This is a genomic window from Shewanella sp. MBTL60-007 (assembly GCF_019654915.1).
Classification (GTDB): domain Bacteria; phylum Pseudomonadota; class Gammaproteobacteria; order Enterobacterales; family Shewanellaceae; genus Shewanella.
In genome coordinates this window covers 102890-123311 of the sequence record NZ_BPET01000002.1, presented here as the reverse complement: position 1 = coordinate 123311, position 20422 = coordinate 102890, and the positions used below count along the sequence as shown (strand labels likewise).

The window sequence follows — 20422 nt, the reverse complement described above, 5'->3', positions numbered from 1 at the left end:
TCTTTACCATGTACTCATCTTAACGGCGACAGTGATGGCTAACGAGGTTATCGCAGGTTTGTTAAGTGGCTTTTAGGTCAGCTAAGTGGGGCTAATCCTCATGTTGACTGATATTAATCACCACTGATAACGGATGAAGTGGTAACTCAGGCAAGAGGCCTTAGTTTATTTACATAGAGAGAATGAATCATGAAAAAAGTTTTACTAACTAGCGTGTTATCTTCGGTTTTAGCTGTTTCTGCAATGGCTGTTTCACACACTGCGAGCGCTAGTGATTTCACTATCAACCCAATGGTTGGTGTGTCAAAAAATAAGGCGATGGGCAGCAATGTGGCTGCGGGCCTTGAGGCTGGTTATAAAGATTTTATCTTAGGTTATACCTATACAGGTGAAACTGATAAGCGTAATTGGTCAACAAATTCTGGCAATGTTGGCCCAGTCCCCTTTGCCGATGATAACGCGGAATATATTGAGCTAAACACTTACACTAAAGAGAAGTATAAAGCGCACACACTGTATGTGGGTTATCAGTTTGCCGTTGGCGCAGGGCATCTTGCCGTTAAAGCGGGTGCGGATTTTTCAAAGTACAGCGCATCGGCAGGCTTTGCGGCACAAGATGTGGCACCAGGGGGAATTGTTAACTACGCGGGCCTAGATCTCAATGCGCAGAGTAATACCGTGGTTCGCCCAATGGTGGGGGTGGGCTATTACTTAGATAACGGCCTTAACTTTAACCTGCATTACACCTTCCAAAATGGCGCTAGAGACCTGAAATATTCTGCAAGTGGTTATAACAATAGTAAGCCTGAAGCTGTTTCTTTGGGACGCGGCAAGAATGACTTAGAAAATAAAGACTTCGGTACTTGGATGTTTACCGTCGGTTACCGTTTTTAATTCGTTTTTTAAACAATACTCTGTAAGGGTGCCTTAGGGCGCTCTTTTGCTAACTAGGAGCTAACAGATGAATAAGCATCTCGGTGTTTCGGCTGTTTTAGTCGTGTTATTAGTTTTGATTTTTGGCTGCAATCAGCAAAGCTCTAATTCAAGGGCGAATATGTCCAACCCTGCATCTGACTATTGTGTGTCACTTGATGGTGAGTTAGCGATAAAGGAAGGTAAAGGTGGGCAGATAGGAGTCTGTAAATTACCAGATGGGGAGATTATCGAAGAGTGGCTACTGTACCGACGCGATCATAAGACTCAATAAGGATGAAAATTATGGAGCAATCTAGTCTGAGTTTTATGATTATGGGTTAGGTTTGTAAAAAGGCGCAGCGATGGCGGGAAATAGCTCATCGCTGCAAATACGTTTTAGGTGACTCAGTTAAATACGGGCGTTAATTATCACTATTAGTTCATTGTGAGTACTTGCGAATCTGCATCTTGCTTATATTGCCACTGTGAGTACTGGGGATCTTGCCCCTCATAAAACCAAATTACTGCGATAAGTTGGCTTTCATGATTGGCCACTTTAACCTCTTTGCTGAGCTTTCCTTCATTAAGGGGTCCCCTAAATAGACAGGAATCAAAGTTAACCGAGTAGCCATCACTTTGTGTTTGGTAATCATCACACAGTGAAAAGTAACCCCTTTGAGTGCTATCTTTATCGATATTAATCGTTAACAGGTAGGCTGATTCTAGCTTGTTGTCGGCATCTACCACTAAGTCGTCCAGTGACGTCGGATCCGGAGTTGGGTCTGGAGTTGGATCTTCCGTTGTGGTCCCAGTTGTGGTCTCAGTGGTTGTTGATGCGGTTTCAACTGGAGCCGGAGTATCAGGCGCATCATCGCCACCTCCGCCACAAGCCGTGATAAGTAGCGCGCCACATACCATCAAGCCATATGGGATATTGATGAATTTTTCGATTCGGATTTTCATGGCATGCTCCATTAGTCGTTAAAGGTTAATGATTCTGTGGCATTTTCGTACCAAGTCGGCTTGGTGTTACCGCTACTATCAGCTGCAAAATCGACAAAGTCGCTATAAGCATCGTCTAGTCGTACCTTCTCCTTAGGGTGTTTCCAAGTGACGGGGATCTCGATGGCCCAAGCCATGCCGTTTTCATCCTGGAAGTATTGCCCTGCACTCGGATCAGATGAATCATCTCGAGCACCAAAGTAGTTAGCCGAGAACTTGTCTGTAGGGGCTTGGTTCTTTAGGTGGATCTCTAACTGACGTCCTGGATTTTCACCGACGACATTCTTCGCAGCTAAGCCATGATCGGTATTGGGCGTGGCAAAGATAAACGGGTCATAGGGAAATGCAGGAACAAGGTTCTCGTCCACTGGGCTCTCGAAGGGGATCTCGAAAGACCAAGTGGTTCTATAGGCAGTCTCACAACCCGTTTCTGTTCTAAGGTACTGACAGCCTTGCTCAAGTGTGACGTATTGCTTTAGATCTTGGGTAAAGACAAATACAGCATTAGATTGTCCGGTTTCCAGGGGGGAGCTCGTTTGAGCAACCCCATCAATGGACCAGCTGATAACAGATTCTTTTATCTTGCTGCGTTCGACACCCGGTAGATGAATGGCAAAGCCATTATGGTAGGCGGCGCCCATTGCGGCCAGCTGAGCCTCAAAGCCGATGCGTCTTACTTGGTTGTTTTTGACATATTCAATAAGACGCAGCTGAATCACCACGTCATTCATATCAAAGTCACCTTGATCTGGGTAAAGATCTTCGTAGGCGAGGGTGGTATAGGTTGAAGAGGAGGGGTAGTAATTAATGGTGACGCCGGTTTCAGTCAAGGTCACCGCATAATCTTCTACTTCACCGTCACCGACGCCACCCGTTGGGTTAATCACTTGCTGAGTGCTTAGACGAAAGCGCGCCCAAGTAGAGCCCGTCTTGGCCCAACTAGGTACATCGATACTGAGGGTATTTTGGCCATCAGCGAGACTTTCGCCAGTAATGACCTGCTCTTCAGCGCTGAAACTGCCATCATGATCCCAGTCGAACCAAGCATTAAGGTAGCCGTCACTGCCTTTAGCGGTAACAAGTAAAATGGCGCTTTCTCCTAATTCAAAGCCTGTCGGCATAGATACGCCATCTTCATCATCGGAGTTATCGCTACTGTCATCACTCAATGGTGATGGATAGCCATTGGACTCATTATCGACACTGGCACCTAAATAAAGGTTCTCGCTAATGGTGTGTCTCGCTCCGTTAGAGTCTAGCAGTGTGCCATAGCTGTCTGGTGCATCACCGAAATCAACGTCATCACCGAGTATGACTTCGGCTAGGGCGCAGCGAGCACCATCATTACTCGAGGAGGCTGGGCCATAGGCGAATAATACTGGAGTGGGTGAGGCGGCGTTCACATTGAGTTTATAGATATAGCCATTACTGTTGTTACTGACATAGAGGTTGCCATCGGGATCGAAGAACTGAGCACCAAAGGTAAAGTTGCCAGAAGTCGATGTAATGACGGTACCTAGGTTTACTGCTTCTCCCGTGGCTGGGTCGATGCGTAATAGATTACCTGAAGCGCCGTTGCTAATACTGTACATATAGCCATCGGTGGGATGAAAGGCAAAGTCGGTGATATTGTAGGTGGCGTAGTCGATACTGCCGGGCACCAGCGTCATGCTGTAGCTTGAGGGATTATCCAGTGGAATTTTAAATAAGCCTTTACCTTTTCTATAGCCATACCAAACGTTCTCATCTATAGCGATATCACCCACAAAGAAGTTACCAGCAGTTGCAGAGGCAGAATCTTTACTGACAGTGAGTGCCGTTATCTGGTAGTCATTACCTGTGCGGCCTAGTGAGCCGCTAGCGTAATCCCAACCGTAGAGATAATTATCATGATAGTTAAAACCTACGCCGTTATAACCGTTACCTGTGCCCATATCGTCAGACAAGATGATGTAACTCCCTGTCGCTAGGTTTACACCATAGCTTTTAGGGATATTAGACTGTTTTTGGATGATGAAAGCTTCTGTCGGACAGGCATCAAAGGGGGCTGATGCATTGACACTTGCTGAAATCAGCAGAGGTAGAAGCAAGGCGGAGCGATAGCTCAATGGAGTCGGCTTGGATATTCTCATAATGCATCTCTCACTGTCATGTTATCTATTGTGATTAAATAATGCATAAGGTGTGCCGTTAGTTTTTGTTTATGTTTTTCAGTTGTTTATATGTTTGCTTGTGCATTTTTTTTGAGTCGATGAAGTCATTTTTTGCATTTTGCTAATAGTGATAGAGACCGAATTGAAGTGACGAGGAATGAATTATAGGGAGACATTGTGAGGTAGATTTTGGCTTATGTAAGGCTATTTCCAACGGCTATTTATAACGAGGGAGTGTCGTTGTTCTCATCTTCGATTTTTGCTTAATCGGTAAATATTTTTTGGGCAAGTAGGTCTGTTACGTGGGATAGACCATACTTGTTTTACTGCTTTGGTCGGAATGACTTGGAGCAAGTGCTTAACAGTGCTAAGTTTATTTTTGATAACATTTTGTTAACTATCTGAGGGAGGGGATTTATGCCGAAGATTCGCATAGGGATTGTGTGTCACCCCAGTATAGGGGGCTCAGGGTTAGTGGCAACAGAATTGGGATTAGGGCTTGCTGAGCTTGGGCATGAGGTGCACTTTATATCCAGTGTTCGCCCTTTTAAATTAATAGAAGACTCAGACAGACTATTCTTTCACTCCGTAGAGGCAATCAATTACCCGTTATTTTCAGACCCTCTCTATACATTTGCATTAACAGCAAAAATTGTAGAGGTTGTGGAGCAATTTAAGCTCGATATTGTGCATGCTCATTACTCTATTCCTCACTCTCTGTGCGCATATCTAGCTGGGGAGATCACCACCCATAAGTTTCCAACGGTTACCACGATTCATGGTACCGATGTCACCATTGTTGGCCAAGATAAGCCGCTCTACCCCCTCAATCGCTTCAGTATTCATAAAAGCACTAAAGTCACTACTGTGTCTAATTATCAGCGCAGCTATATCTACAGTCATTTTGATAAGACGAAGTCGATAGATGTTATCCATAACTTCATCGATTTAGCCGTTTTCTCACCAGATTTAGCCGATATTCATGTTCGCCGTAAGATGGCTAAAGATGATGAAAAAATAGTGATGCATGTTTCGAACTTCAGGCCGTTAAAAAATAGCGATACGGTTGTCCGAGCGTTTTATATGCTGCAGCGAAAGGTGAAAGCTCGTTTGGTGCTCCTCGGCAGCGGGCCGGATATCGATAGCATTAAGTTACAGTGTAAAAAGCTAGGAATTTTAAAGCATGTCACCTTTATGGGGGATGTAACTCATGTGGAGCATTACCTCCCTAATGCCGATTGTATGATCCAACCTAGTTATCGAGAGTCGTTTAGCATGGTGCTGCTAGAGGCGATGGCCTGCGCTGTACCTACAGTAAGCAGCAATGTCGATGGCATTCCTGAGGTGGTAGACAATGGTCAAACAGGATTTATGTTTGATCCCGATGATGCCGTGGGAATGGCGAAGGCGATGACGCAAATTCTAACTGAACCGCAAAAGCAAGCTCAAATGGGACTGGCAGGCAGAAGCAGGGCAGCTAAGCTGTTTAATCCTAAGGATAAGATTACTCAATACTTAGCTTGCTACGAAGAGGCAATCAATGATTGCCAATCTTCGCTACAGACGAGAGAGCATGGGGAGCAACATGAGCAGTGAAACCAATACGCTAGCGCCAGAAACTACGCAGGAAAAGCCCAAACAAAAGATGAGTATGTCAACACTGGTACTGCTGTCTTTTGCTGCTGGGATCTTAGCAGGGCTGTTTTTTGGGGAGATGTTAGCCTGGATGTCTATTATCGGTGACGCATTCATTAAGCTGTTACAGATGACCATTATTCCCTACATCATAGTCTCACTGGTTTCTAGCCTAGGTAGCTTAACCATGGAGCAAGCCAAGTCTTTAGGAGTAAAAGTCGGGAAGTTGATGCTGGTGATTTGGTCGTTTGGCCTGTTGAGTATGTATTTTATCAAATACACCTTTCCCGACTGGCAAGCTGGAGAGTTTTTTAGTCTAACGGCACTGGAAGATCCTAACTCAGTAAACTTGCTTGATATCTATATTCCCTCTAACCCGTTTTTTTCTTTGTCGAACAGTTATATCCCAGCCATTGTGCTGTTTTGTGTCGCTACTGGCATTGCACTTATCTCTATCGAGAATAAAGACTCGTTGATGAAACCTATGCAGTTGTTAGGGGAGTCGTTTAATAAGGTGACCCAGAGCATCGTTAAGCTGATGCCGATAGGTATTTTTGCTATGACGGCAGCCACAGCTGGCACCATGGATTTTGACGAGTTTCAAAAGCTACAGGTCTACTTTGTGGCTCATGTGGTGATGACGATAATTCTAACTTACTGGGTGTTGCCTGCAATTTTAGCCGTATTTACTCCCTTTTCTTATCGCGATATTACCGGAATAGCAAAAGATGCGATGATCACGGCATTTGCCGCGGGTAATATCTTTATCGTTATTCCTATTCTAATTGAGCGCACCAAGGAGCTATTCCATAAATATAATATCGGCAGTCAGCAAAGTGATGACTACGCCAATATCATTATTCCTGTTGTGTTTAGTTTTCCTAATTTAGGCAAGTTACTCACCATTGTCTTTGTGCTCTTTGCGGCTTGGTTTTCGGGTAAGGAGCTCGATTTCTTAACTTACTTGCCAATGTCATTAAATGGTTTAGTCAGCCTGTTTGGTAGTGTTTACCTCACTATCCCCATGTTGTTGGACTCATTAGAGCTTTCTTCCGATCTTTTTCAGCTGTATATGGTTTCAAGTTTGTTCACTAGCCGCTTTACCTCTTTGCTTGCCGCAATGAATATTTTTATCTTAGCTATTGGTGGCACGGCGATGTTGGTAGGGGTTGCTAAGGTGAGCATGAAGCGTTTAGTCACTATTAGCCTATTAACGCCAGTAGTATTTGGCTTAACTCTCTTGGCAACAAGTTGGTTATTAAGCTCTATCGTCGATACCGAGTATGAGATGGATGAAGTTGTCGCACAAATGAGCGCAGCAGAGAAGATCCCAGACCAAGTCACCGCCTATAACTGGGCCGATTTCCCCCAAGCCGATGGCCCAAGAAGCGTGCAGCAGATAAGAGAAAGCGGCGTGCTTAGAGTCGGTTACAACCCGATTCAGGTGCCGTTTTCTTTCTATAATGCTCAGCAAGAGTTGGTGGGCTTTGATGTTGAACTAATGAAAAAGTTAGCCCTAGAGATGGAACTAAAAGTTGCATTTGTGCCTTACACTTTCGCTAATGTGCTGGAAGGGATCAATCAAGGTCAATTTGATATTGCGATATCGGGTTTACAGATGACAACTAAGCGAATCGAGCTGGTGGGCTTTACGACCCCAGTGCTGGATCTGCATTACGCATTTGTGGTGAAAGATCATCGAGTAGATGAATTCAAAACCGATAAATTAATCCGTGAGGCCGAACAGATCCGCATAGCCACCGTGGGGCGTTATTCGATTATCCCGCGCTTAGAGGAGAAGTTTCCTAATATCGAGTTTGAGACCATTCAGTCTGACCGATTGTTTTTCGAAGATGATGGCAAGACCTGGGATGGACTGATGATAAGTCTTGAGGCTGGTAAGACTTGGACAATCCTATATCCAGAGTACGCCACACTTTATAACCGTGAAGAGATTAAATCATTCCCAGCATCTTACGCGGTAGCTCGAGACAACGCCTCGCTACAAACTTTTTTAAACAGCTGGTTGGAGCTACAAAAGTCATCTGGCTATGTCGACAAGCTCTATGGCTATTGGATCTTAGGTGAGAATGCTAAACCGAAGGAGCCTCGCTGGTCTGTCATTAAAGATGTGTTACATTGGGTTGATTAAAAGTAAGAATAACAAATGAATAGTCGTATGCGGCAAGGATCACTCTTGGTGAAAAAGCTTACTCTGGTAATGCTCATCTTACTCTTTCATTCTGCGGCCTTTGCCAGTGAAGAGTATGAGGTTGGGCCTGACTCGTATGACGAGAGCAAAGATGAGTGGAATTATTTAATCGCCTTCCCTATGGTTTGGGCTCCTGATATTTCAGGTTCAATTTCAGCCGATAGCGAACGAGTCGATATCGATGTGCCGTTTAAGAATATCATCGATAACCTTAATTTTGGTGTTATAGGCGAGCTTTACGCGCAGAAAGGCGATTGGCTCTATAGCTTAAGAGTCAATTATCTAAGGATTAAAAGCGACACTCAAACTGAGGGGATAACAGGGCCTATCACTGGCGGTATTATTTCACCGGGGCACAATATAGAAACCGATATGCATTTAGCGGTTAATGACTTTCTTGCGGGCTACGAAGTGACGCCGGGTTTCCGTATATTTACTGGTGTACGTCATGTTTTTAGTAAAATCGATCTTAACGTTAAGCCACTGAGCGATGAAGGCCTTATTAACATTAATGCTCAAGTTCCTATTGCCGATGAACATTTGTTTGATTGGTTAGTCGGTGTCACCTACCGATATTGGGTCACTGAGTCTTGGGGGATTTCAGTGGGCGCCGACACTAAAATCTATGGCGATAACGATAGGGATTATGGCTTTAATGCGTCGGCGTTATACCGTTTTGGCGATCTGCATAACGTATGGATAGGCTATCGTTATCTACAAATCGGTAACGACAGTGAGCTCGATGGGGTTAAGTATGAGATGGACTTTATCGAGAAAGGCCCACAAATTGGCTGGGCCTTTAGCTTTTAATCTGTTGTGAGGTTATCGATTTATCCTGACAGCCATTGGTTATAGCAAGAAGCTGTAGCTAAGTATGCCATAGCCGTGCCACTGATTTGGATCGGGTTGATACTCTGGCGTGTAAATCTCAAAGCTCCAGCTTACAGACCAAGTGGGAAATGCCCAAATGACGCCTGTGCTAGCCTTCACTTGTTGATGCTCCATCTGGACGTAGGAATCATAGGGCAGATCTCCATCTATGCTAAGATCGTTAAAGCGATAACCTGCTTGCGCCCGAGCATATACCGTCCAACTCCCACCTTTTCGTGCCGTAGCGCTGAATTGACCGAAATGCCCTGCATGGCTGCTGAGTTGACCAAATGAGTCTGCTAAATCATCTCCCCAGCGAAGGGTAAAACCTAGGTTTGCTTCAGAGCGGAAGTTCCCCAGCATGGTATGACTATAGCCACTTAGCTCCCATTGACTATCACTGGTCGCATCTCGACGAAATACCAATGCATCGACCTCGTATGCCAGTTGCAGAGTGAATTGATTTTCGACTTGATACTGCCAACCTTTAGGAGGTGTCGATGGGGTAATTTTGTGCACTAGTTCCTGCATGGTTTGAGCGCCTGATGCTGGGCCCATTACACCTATACTGAACCAATTCTTTTGCGCCAAGGAGTCACTATAACTACCAGTAAAACTCTCTAGTTCGAGTAGGCCTGCGTAGGGGCGATCATAGGGTTGGGCGTAATCATGTTCAATCTCACTCGGGGTCCACATCCTTTGGTAAACCTTGGCCCCCCATTGTGATGTTTTATCTTGGCTTGAAAAGCGTAAGGCCTTTTGCCAACTAAATGGCCAAGGGGCTTGTGTAAAGTCTGCTTTAGGGAGCACCTGCCAACCAAAGACGAAACCATTGGAGTAGTCGCCATCTTGGCCAATTACCACATCGTTATCAAAGCTAAAGAGCCACTGATCGGCGGTGGCTGGAAAGGAGGCACAGATAAGCAGGCTCGCTAAGCTTGATCTGCTGAGCGCTTGGGGATTCGATAAGAAGGTCAATGGACGACTCCTCAAAGGTCAGGAATGTATGATTTCAGGCTAAGATCTACATAACGCTAACTCTGCCAGCATAGCCTTAAACAACCTTGAGGTGCAAATCTATTGGTGCTGATTTGGATTAGGCTTTCTTCGCTAGCCTACAGTGCTGAACACTTTTTAGAGGTAATGACATTCCTATGAACTCACTAGGTTTGTTTCCCCCTTTATTTTAAGGATTCTTTTTGTTGATGATATTGCCCTGTTTGATTACGAGTAAGGCAGGGCCATAAGTCCTGCAGCTCCCATAGACACTAGAAAAGTTGTTATTCATTAGTTTTTCTATTGCAAGATTTTGTGAAGTTGTTTGGTTTATATACAAAAAAGTTGTTGAAATCCTGCTTGATTAGGCGTAAATTCGCGCTCCCTTTGAGCTAGTTGCTCTATATTTTTATATAAAATCAGAACCTTTTTAGATGAATTGTTTTTTTAAGCACAGTTGTATGCAGCAAAATGAAATGTTAAAGCAGAGCTGCTCTTTGAATAGAAAAAGTGATGCAGACCAAACATGTTTATACCATTTCGGTGTTAGTCATATCGTTGAGCGTAAGGGAACACTTTGTGGCGTAGAGATTAAGTCAAGTTGGCTAGAGGGCCAGTTAGCGTCTCGTCCATTACCACAGCATTATCTCGCTCATATCAATGAATATAAGAGAATGCTAGCGACTCTTAGCATTCGATTAGAGCAGGACAGCAACATTAGCCTGCATAATACACAGCTGTTCTTAGCTGTAGAGCGAATTTTCTTATTAGACTCAGAGATCATTAAAGCTTTGCTTGCGTTAGCGACTGCACTGCGCCGCCTCGAAATGACGCTGGTGATAATACTCAAAAATCATAGTGACGAGTTGAGTCAATACACTTCCCATATCAAATACCTACTAAGAGACGCGGGGATTAAGTTTTGCTTAGCTTGTAAATTTGATAGCAATATAAAGACCGCTTATCCGTTTGATTTTTTAATGTTTGATAGTAAAAATTTACAGATTGCAATAGAGAAGCAACAAGATAATGAGATCGTCGACTCTCTGTTTACCATGAGGGAGAGAGGGTTCTCTCTTATATTATCGGGAATTGCTGATGCTGCAGACTACAGCGTGGGACTCGCATTACCCTTTACTTGCTTTCAGTCGGTTAAGGCATAGGGGGATGGTCACTTATGGAACCGATAAAAGAGTGTTGCCTTGGCTGGTTATTGCGGCATTAATGTTGTGTGCCGTCATCTCTTACATTCTGACCGAGTATCAGCTGTACACTAAGCTAGAGGTAAGAGTTAATGATTTTGATAGCATCTATAGTCAGCGCCTAGCGAGTGCTAATCGTAGCCTACAAACTGTCGAGAATGAGCTGAGAACGATAAAAGCCAATACTTGCTCACAAGAGGTAATAGATACTCTTAAAGACTATACCTTAACTTTAGATACCTTAGTTGTTGTTTGGGTTAAGTTTTTAGGTGAACCGTTTGCTTGCTCAGCGCTTGGTGTCTCTCCATTACCACAGGCACCCTATTATGATGTGGGGAGCGCAATGACAAATGGACTCTATGTATATCAGCAGATGAATAGTCGTAATCTTGATGCAACGAAACCCATCTATGTAGGGCGACATACGGAGCAATATCGCGGGTTAATCGGTATAGATGTTTTTCCTTATATACAAGAAATGTTGAAAGACTGTGATTACTGTGGGGCATTAAGAATCCTGTCTAATAATCAGTATGAATTATTTAGGATAAACAAAAGTGTTCCGTATTGGAGCACTCTGCAATTTAACTCAGAAGTCACGGGGTTGACCTATAGCTTCTCTCTTAACCTATATAACAAAGCTTTATTGTGGTTACATCACCTTGTCGGTGTAGTTCTGACCTTTGGTATGTTATTTGTTGGCTGGCTCTTACTAAGAGGAGTGTTAAGGCAATATTATTGGCATAGGCGTTTTTTAAAAGCACTGAAAAAGGAGTTCAACTTAGTTTATCAACCTATTTTCGATAACCAAAACCAAGAGGTTGTGGGGGTTGAGGTGCTATTAAGGTGGTTTAAATCAGACGGAAGCGTACGAAATACTGGAGAGTTTATAGAGGTACTTGAACAAGATCCTATAATGCCTGAGGTCACTCGCTGGGTTGTTAAAACGGCTTTGACAGATCTAAGAGAGTTATTGGATGCGAATATTATTCGTTGGTGCAGCATTAATGTCAGCGCATTGGAGATCGAGCAAGGGCAGATGCTTTCATTTTTACGGGAGTTAGTCGAGGAAGGCTACCCAGTAGAGTATTTGAGCTTCGAATTAACCGAGCGGGTACCAATTAAGAATTGGCGGCAACTTGAGCAGTTCATTCAATTGTGTCAAGAGTTAGGCTGTAAGGTAAAGCTCGATGATGTAGGTACGGGCTATGGCGGTAATTTATGTTTACAAAACTTGGATTTCGATTACCTTAAAATCGATCAACAGTTTATTAGCCACCTAGGGACGGCGGTGAGTAAGTTATCACTCATTGCCTCTTATATAGCGATTGCGAAAGAGTTAAATATTAAGGTCATTGCTGAGGGAGTAGAAACCCAAGAGCAGGCAGAGATCTTGAAAGCACTTGGGATTAACCTACACCAAGGTTGGCTCTATTCAAAGGCATTGCCTATTAAGGAACTCAGTGCTTACCTGTACTGATTTCGCTCTTAAACACAAAAGCCTTAGTGTTAGCGTACTAAGGCTTTTTGGTTTTTATTTCGGGTATCGTTAGAGCGGCTATAGATAAGGCGCTGTCAGTGTTGCAGTTGAAGCGGGCTTACTTAGTCGCTTTGAAAATCTGCATAAATGATGGTGGTTGCTGGATATCAATGGGTACATTGAGCTTTCTTGCTACATCGTTGGCCGAAATGAGTCCACGGATATGGTGCAACTCATGGTCGATAACCAGTATATGGTGTAAGCCGTTTTCTTTTAATGAACGTACAATATCACTCACTTTAGCTGTAGTAACTTGATGGTAATCTAGCGCCATCAAGTCTTCGCGGGGCACCATCACATCGGTGACTTGTAAGTCTTTGATATTGGTTGAACGTTGGCTCGCTATCTTCATCATCTTGCTATCGGATAACTCGTATTTGGTTACGACCCCAAGAAATCGATTATCTTTATCGACAACAAGACGCATAAAGGCATGGGTTTTCTCCATGATATCGGCAGTATCTATTGCACTAGTTGATGAGTCCACCGCCATTGGCTGGGAGTGATCAAAATCAGTAAAGATGGATAGGGCTGGCGAGTCTAACCTGGCGGCATATCCGTTGGTTGACCACATAAGGTGATCGATAGAAGCAGTACTAAATAATTCAAGATTTCTCATTAGAATACTCCATGAATGTAATGGCCGAACGAGATGACAGAATGTGATCTTGATACCATGTTTATAAGCTAGTCCTGAAGTGTGGGCAGGTCAATAAGTATGAATTACATTTAATTTTAGTTAAGCTTTTGAGGGATTTATTATAATTTAGATGCTAGTTCCGATTATTTTTGCCTCAAACCTCATACTCGCGTGTCGGCTTTCTCTATTTGTTTTTGAATTCTAACTAGTTTTAGGTTGTCTGATTTTTGTAGGAGGTTTGAGAATCAAGTTAAATTTATAGGCAAGGGAAGCGAATAGAGCATGAATTCAACTATTGAGGCTATTTTACAGCACCGTTCGATTAGGCATTTTACCGAGCAAAAAATTGAAGATGAAAAGCTAGAGTTAATTCTGCGCTGCGCTAATGCCGCTTCGAGTTCTAGCTTTATACAGTGTTCAAGTATTATTAGAGTCACTTTGCCAGATGTAAGAGCTAAGCTCGCGGAATTTGCTGGCGGGCAAGTTTATGTGGAGTCAGCCGCCGAGTTTTTGGTGTTTTGTACCGATTTTAATCGCCATCAACAGATCCACCCTGATGCCCAACTTGGATTTACCGAACAGACCCTTATTGGAGCGGTTGATACCGGCATCATGGGGCAGAATGCGCTACTTGCAGCTGAATCTCTTGGTTTAGGTGGTGTCTATATTGGCGGGATCCGTAATAACCCTCAGCAAGTCACCGAGCTACTTGGCTTACCAAAGCATGTGTTACCGCTATTTGGTATGTGCTTAGGTTATAGTGCCAAAGTTCCTGAAATGAAACCCCGTCTGCCGCTGAGTATAGTGGTCCATCAAGAACGTTATCAAAGCCTCGATAAGCAAGAGCTTGAGAGGTACGATCAACATATAAGAAACTACTATGCAAGCAGAAGCCGCAACAACAAGCAGAAATCTTGGTCGGAGCAAATTACGGCTACCTTAAGTAAGGAGTCCAGACCCTTTATGCAAGATTATATTGAGAGCCAAGGTTTCAGCCTTAAGTAAGTGACTTACTAGTATCAAAGCTAAAAGTTGAGGAGGCACTTTTATATTAGGTTCATCATTTTGACAGAGTAGGGCGGTCTTTTATACAGAAAGTGTCAAATTAGCGCTAACCTTGACAATAAATGATAGTTAGTGTGATTTCTTAGTGCGGTATTCTGGCTAAACTAGATCCATACTCACTAGTAATCTAGGACCATAAAATGAAACGTCTTGCTTTATCTATCGCCTTAATCGCTTTCTCTGCTCACAGCTACGCCTTAGAACTAACGAGCAGTGATATCAATGAAGGCCAGTTGATGTCATCAAAATTTGAGTACAACGGGATGGGCTGCAGCGGTGGCAACTTATCACCTCAGCTAAGTTGGAGTGATGCTCCAAAAGGGACTAAAAGTTTTGCGATTACGGCATTTGATCCTGATGCGCCAACGGGGAGTGGTTGGTGGCACTGGACGGTACTCAATATCCCAGCAACAACCACCTCATTAGCCCAAGGTGCATCTGGTAAACTTAAAGCGGGCCATGAGACCAGAACCGATTACGGTAAACCAGGTTACGGTGGTGTATGTCCACCAGAGGGGGACGGAATGCATCGATACCAATTTACCATTTGGGCGCTACCTGAGGCTAAAATTGATCTGCCGACAGATATTTCCCCTGCGGTAGTTGGGTTCACCCTTAATAAAATGGCGTTAGATAAGGCAGTGTTGACTGCAACTTATGTTCGTTAGTCATTAACCTATTTAACTGATATGAGTGCTAGAGGAGAGAGCAAGATTGGCATCATTGGTTCAGATTGAGCGTTTCTATGGGCAAAAACCTCAGCCTTTACGAAACGTCCCCGTTTATACGCCGAGCATTATTGCGGTAACAACAGGTGTTAAGACTCTGCTTTGGCAGGGAGAAACTCTGACATTCGATCGTAACCACTGGCTACTTGCCTCTTCTAATCGAGAGCTTACCTTTATTAATGAGCCCTATCAGGACAAGTTTCGATCGATACAAGTCTCTTTTCTATCCTTGCCATCACAGAGAGTCTTAAAACAGATAGCTAACAGAGAGGAGGGGGTTACGAGCTTGGCCTCGGCGCCCATTTTAGCCGTTAACACTAGCCTAAACTTTGCTTTTTCACAGCTTATAGCCATGGCTGAGCAAAATTTAAGCCGGGAGGTGCAGCAATGTTATTTGGATGCATTTTATTTGCAGCTCAATGAACTTGGCATGTTATCTAGGTTGTTTGAAAGTGATGTCTTGACCCTAAGGGAGCAAGTTAGTCACTTTTTGTCGATGGAGCCTGCAGCAAATCATACGATTGACAGCACCTGTCACCACTTTGCGATGAGTCAGGCGACTTTTATACGCCATTTAAGCAAAGAGGGAACTTCATTTAGAGTGATATTGGCCGAAGTTAGAATGTTATATGCCATAGGTATTATGCAATCGTTTAGCGCTCAAAACGGCGCCCCCCTGTCTCAGCTTGAGTTAGCGATACGCTGTGGTTATCAGTCTGAGGCTCGCTTTAGCCAACGTTTTAAGTCGCAGTTTGGGATCTCGTTAAAGCAATATATGAAGACAATCATAGGTTAAGTCATAATGTCGATATTGGTTATATTGAAGCTGTATGAAAGGACATTTAGATCTATCAATATTGGCTCTAGAGACTAGTGGCGTTGGAGATTTCGACTATACTTAGCATTGAAAAGCGTATTTTAGAAAGTGATTTCCATTGCAAGTAGTAGGTAGAAGAAGTCGACTAGTGGATGTGTAAGTGTTAGTAGGTATAAGCTAGCGGCTGTGTAGGCAATAGGTCATGGTTCTAAGAGCAGCAACCGCGTAAGTTTCTGGGCTTACAGCGCGGTCAACGAGGGATATGGCATAACCCTGTGTGACAGTATAGCTACCCCGACGCGCTTTTCACTCATCTCTAAGGCTCGCTTTTAGCGGGTCTTTTTATTTCCCCGTCTAGATAGCTATGCAAGATAGAAAATCAATATCCTAACTGCGGCGATAACAAACTCTTGGTGTTAATTAAGATCGTGACTTAGTCTCGATAAGCCTTTTCTTTCGCTTTATTACTTTTCTATGGTTCGGCAGGATTGGATGTGGCTCTTAAGGCTGAGGGAGGGAATAGCCCACTGCTATCGTGCTGTACATTTGTTAAATGCGCAAACTAAGGGTAGCTGAACTTAAACGAAGCGTATCATTTGTAAGTGATTTGTGTACTTGAACCAATCCGAGATAGGGAAAACTGATACCTAGATCATGTCGAGAAAAAAGCAAATTGAGGCCGGCTCACAGGATGGGGGTTTGAATCTAGCTGATATTCAAAATATTGATTATAATATGTCTTTGAAATGCGAGTCGTATTGATGGTCATTTTTACAAGTGGCAGATCAAGTATGGCTCAGTAGATTACTTATTAAAGAGAATATACCATGAGCGCAATGCCACCATGCCCAAAATGTGAGTCTGAATATGTATACGAAGACGGCTCAAACCTAGTTTGCCCAGAATGTGCTCATGAATGGAACCCGAACGAAGTTATCGTTGATCCTGACGCTATCATCTTAAAAGATGCTGTTGGCAACCTATTGGCTGAAGAAGACAAGGTTACGCTAATCAAAGATCTTAAAGTAAAAGGCACATCTCTAGTACTGAAAGTGGGTACTAAAGCGGTTATTAAGCGTTTCGTTGATGCTGACCACGACATAGATTGTAAAGTTGATGGCCACGGCCAAATGATGCTTAAGTCTAAGTTTGTACGAAAGCAAAACTAATCAATTCACTTTGAAATATAAGCTGCTTTGAAACATAAGTTGATATGAAAAGACCTGCCTAGTGCAGGTTTTTTTGTGCCTGAAATATAGGTGGAAAACTTGTGTTTGTTAATTGACTAACGGGATGTGTGAATAGCAGATACAAAAAAGCCGCTAAATCCACCTAGTTAGGATTTAGCGGCCTTTGAAGGTTATTACTAACCTCAGTGTTGGTGGGATGTTGTGCTGACGGGGCTCGAACCCGCGCCCAAAAGCCTACATCCTATCTAATAGCCCATGTTTACTAGATATTTTCATATTTTCAAATGGTTACGTTTAAGTATCTGTTAGTGGGTGTTAGCCTTTCGAAATGGTTGCCGCCATTTTGTCGCCATTATCCTGTTGCTTAAAGGCGTTACTTAAATCACTCCAGTCAGGAGGGTTTTTTGAAAATAAATGGATCTCTTGATTTAGATATAGTTCAATTTGTCTAATAGCATCATCAAACATTAGATTTGAAAGTAAAGTCATTTTACACTTGAATTCTTCGTTCATTTTTTGTTCGTAATCAGTGTCAAAACTGTAAACTTCATGTAGGGATTTTTCAAGAAAAGAACTAACTGAAAGGACTTCTTCGATTGTAGAGAAATAACAAACTTCATTATTTTCTAAAGGAAATGTTCCTCTGCGATATAATATACTTTCAACTGATTCGTTAAAAAATAATGAATTGAACATATTGTCTAAAAGTGTCGATGAATTCACAAAAAAATCTCTAAAGTCTTTCTTGTTATAGCATTTAGTCTAGAGTAAGTAGATCGCTTTATCCAGTATAGATACTAAGGTCATAACAGCATAATCGAAACTCCGATATGAAATATTTCCTGTCCCATTAATGAGCGATGAACTTGGGTATAGATATCTGTGGCATCGTTTTTTATCTATCGTTAGAGATTTTCCTGGCATTAGAACAGTTTGGTTACTAGCATTTTCCCACTTTTTTTCAATTTCAATAATGTGCTCAGAAAGGTGTTTATAGTGAGCTAGGTACAAGTCAGTTCTATTTTTCTGCTGAGTTTCTAAAATCTGCTTTTCTGTGTTGGCTATTTGTTCGTTAGCTTTTGCTATTTGCATTGCGGTCTGCTTTGTACCGTGAAGCCTAGCAGTTAACACTGCTAGGGGGAGTGATAGTGCAAGCAAACCAAGAGGTAGCTTACTTATTTCGATAAACTGGTTAAACCCTGTCGCAGATATATCAAAGTTAGTACCAGCCCAAGCGTACGACCCTGTAAAAAAGAACAATCCTATTGGATAGACGATTGCTACCCAAAATAGTGGTTGCCTAGCTAAGCCATGAGTGGCATCAAAGGTACAGGAGTACTTGATAAAATGGATGTTTTTGTTATCAGAATGCCGATATTTATACAAAAACATTAATACGGGAAGAACAATAATCACTAGTGGGGTGGCAATAATGTTTGCAAGTTTGAAGAGTTCACTCATTTTTACTTGGTAGTCCTGCTATTGGTTTTTCGGTGATTGCGCCATAGTGGTGATCACGTGTGGAATTGACGCAATGTATGTGTTTATTCTGATTTTTCTTTAGATGCGATAGTCGTTTCTAAACTGTCCACAACGCTATTGAGATCCTTAGTTAATTGAGCGTCGACTTTTTCTGAAACAAAAATAATAAGTACAAACAAAGTCATACCAATGATGGCGGTTTCATTGTCAACTCGTAAACTGATTAAGTAACCGAGAACGCCCATAATCACTAAGCTACAGATACAAATACCACCGGTAAAACAATGATATCCCCAAGATCTAGGGTTATGTTCTCCTCCATATTTATTTAATACTTCGATATGCCCTGCGAGTATATATAAATAAGAGGCTAAAGCGCACGCAGGAAAGACTGCATACATTAAATAAGAGTACGATATATCACTTTTTGCTTCAGGTAGTTGGAGTATGAAAAGAAAAATTGTCCAACTAATAAGTACTAATACGCCGCACATTTTTTGAATATTCATAGGCTATATTTTTTGAAGAATTAATGAGATTGGGTTTTTGGTGATTGCGTCGTCCAGGTGATCGGGGGCGAAGTGGGCGTAGCGCATGGTGTCTTTGATATCGGAGTGGCCGAGTATCTGTTTTAGTACCAGAATATTGCCGCCGTTCATCATAAAGTGGCTGGCAAATGTGTGGCGTAAAATGTGGGTCATCTGTCTGTTTGGGAAGTTCAACTTGGTGCGTTTAATAGCACGTTCAAATGATTTTCGGCAAGGCCTAAATAGTGGGCCTCTTGCACGCGGTATCTTGTCGGCCAGTTCTTTCGCTATTGGCACTGTTCGATTCTTTTTACCTTTGGTTTTTACAAAGGTGATGCGGTTGTGGGCTATTTGACTGCCGCGCAAACCTTCGGCCTCTGACCAACGGCAACCTGTGGCTAAACATATCAGCACAATAGTGGTGAGGTGTTCGTATTCAGCGTTAGCACATTCGGTTAGAACAATAGGGATCTCTTCTGGGTAGAGGAACGCCAGTTCGGTGTCTTCAATTTTAAATTGAGATATCCCATCAAGCGGGTTAGGTAACTTCCACTCGCCTAACTTCTTTAACTCAGAGAAAACCGCATTGAGGTAAGCATGTTCATGGTTAATGGTGTTGGGCTTAACCTTGTTCCTCTTACCTTGAGCATCTTCAATCTCACCATCGAGACGCATTTGTCGATAATTAGCAAAGTCATTAACGGTGATTTTGCTGGCAATTGGGTCGCCCATGCCATTACATATCAAATCAAGTTTTCGTAGTCGTTGCTCTGGGTGAGTTAGTTGCTGGCCATGGAGTTCGTGCCAGCGTTTAATTAACTCAGATAACCTGCGATTATCGACCTTTTCACCCAGCCAAGGTTTATCATCGACCTTTTTCATGGTGAATAATTCAAATGCTGCCGCTTCACCGCGAGTAGCAAATTTTTTACGTACGCGTTTACCCTCGCGGCCATTAGGGTAGCACTCACATAGCCAAGGTTTATCGCTGCTGTCTTTTAGGTTACTAATAGGCATATTTTGGCCGTATTTTGTTAGCTGAAATAATTAACTTTTGAACAAGAGAGCTCTGAATCAGCCAGATAAGCTCAATACAATAAAGTGGACTTGTAGTAACAAAAAAAGCCAGAGTATTTGTTGTGAGGAGTGTCGCTATGCCCGTGGTTATAGTTAACACTAAATAGAAAAAGCCTGTCATGATAAAAAGTAGGAAGTAGCTGCGCTCTTTTGCTATATGAAATTGAATAGCATAAGGATTACGCCGTAAGGTTTTGAGTTTAGCTAATTCATTCTTTCGAAACTTTCGACTCACTCCCCGTAAAAAAGTGGGGAGCAGTTTGAAGAGCTTGGCAATGAGGTATACGACAAACGGGAAGAATAAACCTTGAAACCAAAATGTGGGATCGTAAAATTTTTCGATGATGCTATCCATGCTACTACTCTTTAGT

20 protein-coding genes are annotated in these 20422 nt (G+C 42.8%); 11 read left to right on the top strand and 9 right to left on the bottom strand.

Annotated elements, in window-relative coordinates:
* The first annotated feature begins 189 nt into the window (after nucleotides 1-189).
* Both K5Q92_RS01305 and K5Q92_RS01300 read left to right on the top strand, forming a co-directional pair.
* A complete protein-coding gene (locus K5Q92_RS01305) occupies nucleotides 190-894 on the top strand; it encodes a hypothetical protein (RefSeq protein ID WP_220767245.1) in 705 nt (234 codons plus the stop codon).
* Nucleotides 895-961: 67 nt separating this feature from the next.
* Nucleotides 962-1207: a DUF333 domain-containing protein gene (locus K5Q92_RS01300; RefSeq protein WP_220767244.1), complete on the top strand. Its 246-nt coding sequence runs from the start codon at nucleotides 962-964 to the stop codon at nucleotides 1205-1207.
* A 143-nt stretch (nucleotides 1208-1350) separates the two neighbouring features.
* Here K5Q92_RS01300 and K5Q92_RS01295 read toward each other — a convergent pair whose 3' ends face one another.
* Entirely contained in the window at nucleotides 1351-1878 is a 528-nt protein-coding gene (locus K5Q92_RS01295) for a hypothetical protein (RefSeq protein WP_220767243.1), read from the bottom strand.
* A gap of 11 nt (nucleotides 1879-1889) precedes the next feature.
* A complete protein-coding gene (locus K5Q92_RS01290) occupies nucleotides 1890-4049 on the bottom strand; it encodes an LruC domain-containing protein (protein ID WP_220767242.1) in 2160 nt (719 codons plus the stop codon).
* Between the two features lie 438 nt (nucleotides 4050-4487).
* On the opposite strand from K5Q92_RS01290, the gene bshA reads away from it, so the two are divergent.
* From bshA to K5Q92_RS01275, 3 genes are read left to right on the top strand one after another with little or no spacing between them, the layout of a single operon-like run.
* On the top strand, nucleotides 4488-5666 hold the full coding sequence (gene bshA, locus K5Q92_RS01285; RefSeq protein WP_220767241.1) for an N-acetyl-alpha-D-glucosaminyl L-malate synthase BshA: 1179 nt from the start codon (nucleotides 4488-4490) through the stop codon (nucleotides 5664-5666).
* Nucleotides 5611-7857 (top strand): cation:dicarboxylate symporter family transporter, encoded by a 2247-nt coding sequence (locus K5Q92_RS01280; protein ID WP_259649454.1) that lies wholly within the window; start codon nucleotides 5611-5613, stop codon nucleotides 7855-7857. The genes bshA and K5Q92_RS01280 overlap by 56 nt, the downstream gene beginning before the upstream one ends.
* A 48-nt stretch (nucleotides 7858-7905) precedes the next feature.
* Nucleotides 7906-8727 (top strand): hypothetical protein, encoded by an 822-nt coding sequence (locus K5Q92_RS01275; protein ID WP_220767240.1) that lies wholly within the window; start codon nucleotides 7906-7908, stop codon nucleotides 8725-8727.
* A gap of 39 nt (nucleotides 8728-8766) precedes the next feature.
* Here K5Q92_RS01275 and K5Q92_RS01270 read toward each other — a convergent pair whose 3' ends face one another.
* Complete coding sequence (locus tag K5Q92_RS01270; protein WP_220767239.1) at nucleotides 8767-9765, bottom strand: lipid A deacylase LpxR family protein; 999 nt, start codon at nucleotides 9763-9765, stop codon at nucleotides 8767-8769.
* Between the two features lie 515 nt (nucleotides 9766-10280).
* On the opposite strand from K5Q92_RS01270, the gene K5Q92_RS01265 reads away from it, so the two are divergent.
* Both K5Q92_RS01265 and K5Q92_RS01260 read left to right on the top strand, forming a co-directional pair.
* On the top strand, nucleotides 10281-10946 hold the full coding sequence (locus K5Q92_RS01265; protein WP_259649453.1) for a hypothetical protein: 666 nt from the start codon (nucleotides 10281-10283) through the stop codon (nucleotides 10944-10946).
* 4 nt (nucleotides 10947-10950) lie between these two features.
* Entirely contained in the window at nucleotides 10951-12465 is a 1515-nt protein-coding gene (locus tag K5Q92_RS01260; RefSeq protein ID WP_220767237.1) for an EAL domain-containing protein, read from the top strand.
* Between the two features lie 118 nt (nucleotides 12466-12583).
* Here the strand turns inward: K5Q92_RS01260 and K5Q92_RS01255 are convergent, their stop codons facing one another.
* The gene (locus K5Q92_RS01255; RefSeq protein WP_220767236.1) at nucleotides 12584-13144 is read right to left on the bottom strand and encodes a CBS domain-containing protein; all 561 of its coding nucleotides are present in this window, start codon (nucleotides 13142-13144) and stop codon (nucleotides 12584-12586) included.
* Between the two features lie 303 nt (nucleotides 13145-13447).
* Here K5Q92_RS01255 and nfsA point away from each other — a divergent pair, with 303 nt between their 5' ends.
* The 4 genes from nfsA (at nucleotide 13448) to K5Q92_RS01235 (ending at nucleotide 16944) form a co-directional block, all read left to right on the top strand.
* On the top strand, nucleotides 13448-14170 hold the full coding sequence (gene nfsA, locus K5Q92_RS01250; protein WP_220767235.1) for an oxygen-insensitive NADPH nitroreductase: 723 nt from the start codon (nucleotides 13448-13450) through the stop codon (nucleotides 14168-14170).
* Between the two features lie 200 nt (nucleotides 14171-14370).
* Nucleotides 14371-14898, top strand: a complete 528-nt coding sequence (locus K5Q92_RS01245) for a YbhB/YbcL family Raf kinase inhibitor-like protein (protein WP_220767234.1) — start codon at nucleotides 14371-14373, stop codon at nucleotides 14896-14898.
* Between the two features lie 46 nt (nucleotides 14899-14944).
* Nucleotides 14945-15754 carry a helix-turn-helix domain-containing protein gene (locus K5Q92_RS01240; protein ID WP_220767233.1) on the top strand — a complete coding sequence of 270 codons (810 nt, stop codon included), beginning with the start codon at nucleotides 14945-14947 and terminating at the stop codon, nucleotides 15752-15754.
* 848 nt (nucleotides 15755-16602) lie between these two features.
* Complete coding sequence (locus K5Q92_RS01235; RefSeq protein WP_220767232.1) at nucleotides 16603-16944, top strand: zinc ribbon domain-containing protein YjdM; 342 nt, start codon at nucleotides 16603-16605, stop codon at nucleotides 16942-16944.
* Between the two features lie 336 nt (nucleotides 16945-17280).
* On the opposite strand, the gene K5Q92_RS01230 is transcribed toward K5Q92_RS01235, so the two are convergent.
* The 5 genes from K5Q92_RS01230 to K5Q92_RS01210 form a co-directional block, all read right to left on the bottom strand.
* Complete coding sequence (locus K5Q92_RS01230; protein WP_220767231.1) at nucleotides 17281-17688, bottom strand: hypothetical protein; 408 nt, start codon at nucleotides 17686-17688, stop codon at nucleotides 17281-17283.
* Between the two features lie 39 nt (nucleotides 17689-17727).
* Entirely contained in the window at nucleotides 17728-18426 is a 699-nt protein-coding gene (locus K5Q92_RS01225) for a hypothetical protein (protein ID WP_220767230.1), read from the bottom strand.
* 83 nt (nucleotides 18427-18509) lie between these two features.
* On the bottom strand, nucleotides 18510-18956 hold the full coding sequence (locus K5Q92_RS01220) for a hypothetical protein (RefSeq protein WP_220767229.1): 447 nt from the start codon (nucleotides 18954-18956) through the stop codon (nucleotides 18510-18512).
* Nucleotides 18957-18959: 3 nt separating this feature from the next.
* A complete protein-coding gene (locus tag K5Q92_RS01215) occupies nucleotides 18960-19991 on the bottom strand; it encodes a tyrosine-type recombinase/integrase (RefSeq protein WP_220767228.1) in 1032 nt (343 codons plus the stop codon).
* Nucleotides 19981-20406: a hypothetical protein gene (locus K5Q92_RS01210; RefSeq protein WP_220767227.1), complete on the bottom strand. Its 426-nt coding sequence runs from the start codon at nucleotides 20404-20406 to the stop codon at nucleotides 19981-19983. Before K5Q92_RS01210 ends, K5Q92_RS01215 begins: the two co-directional genes overlap by 11 nt.
* Between the last annotated feature and the right edge of the window lie 16 nt (nucleotides 20407-20422).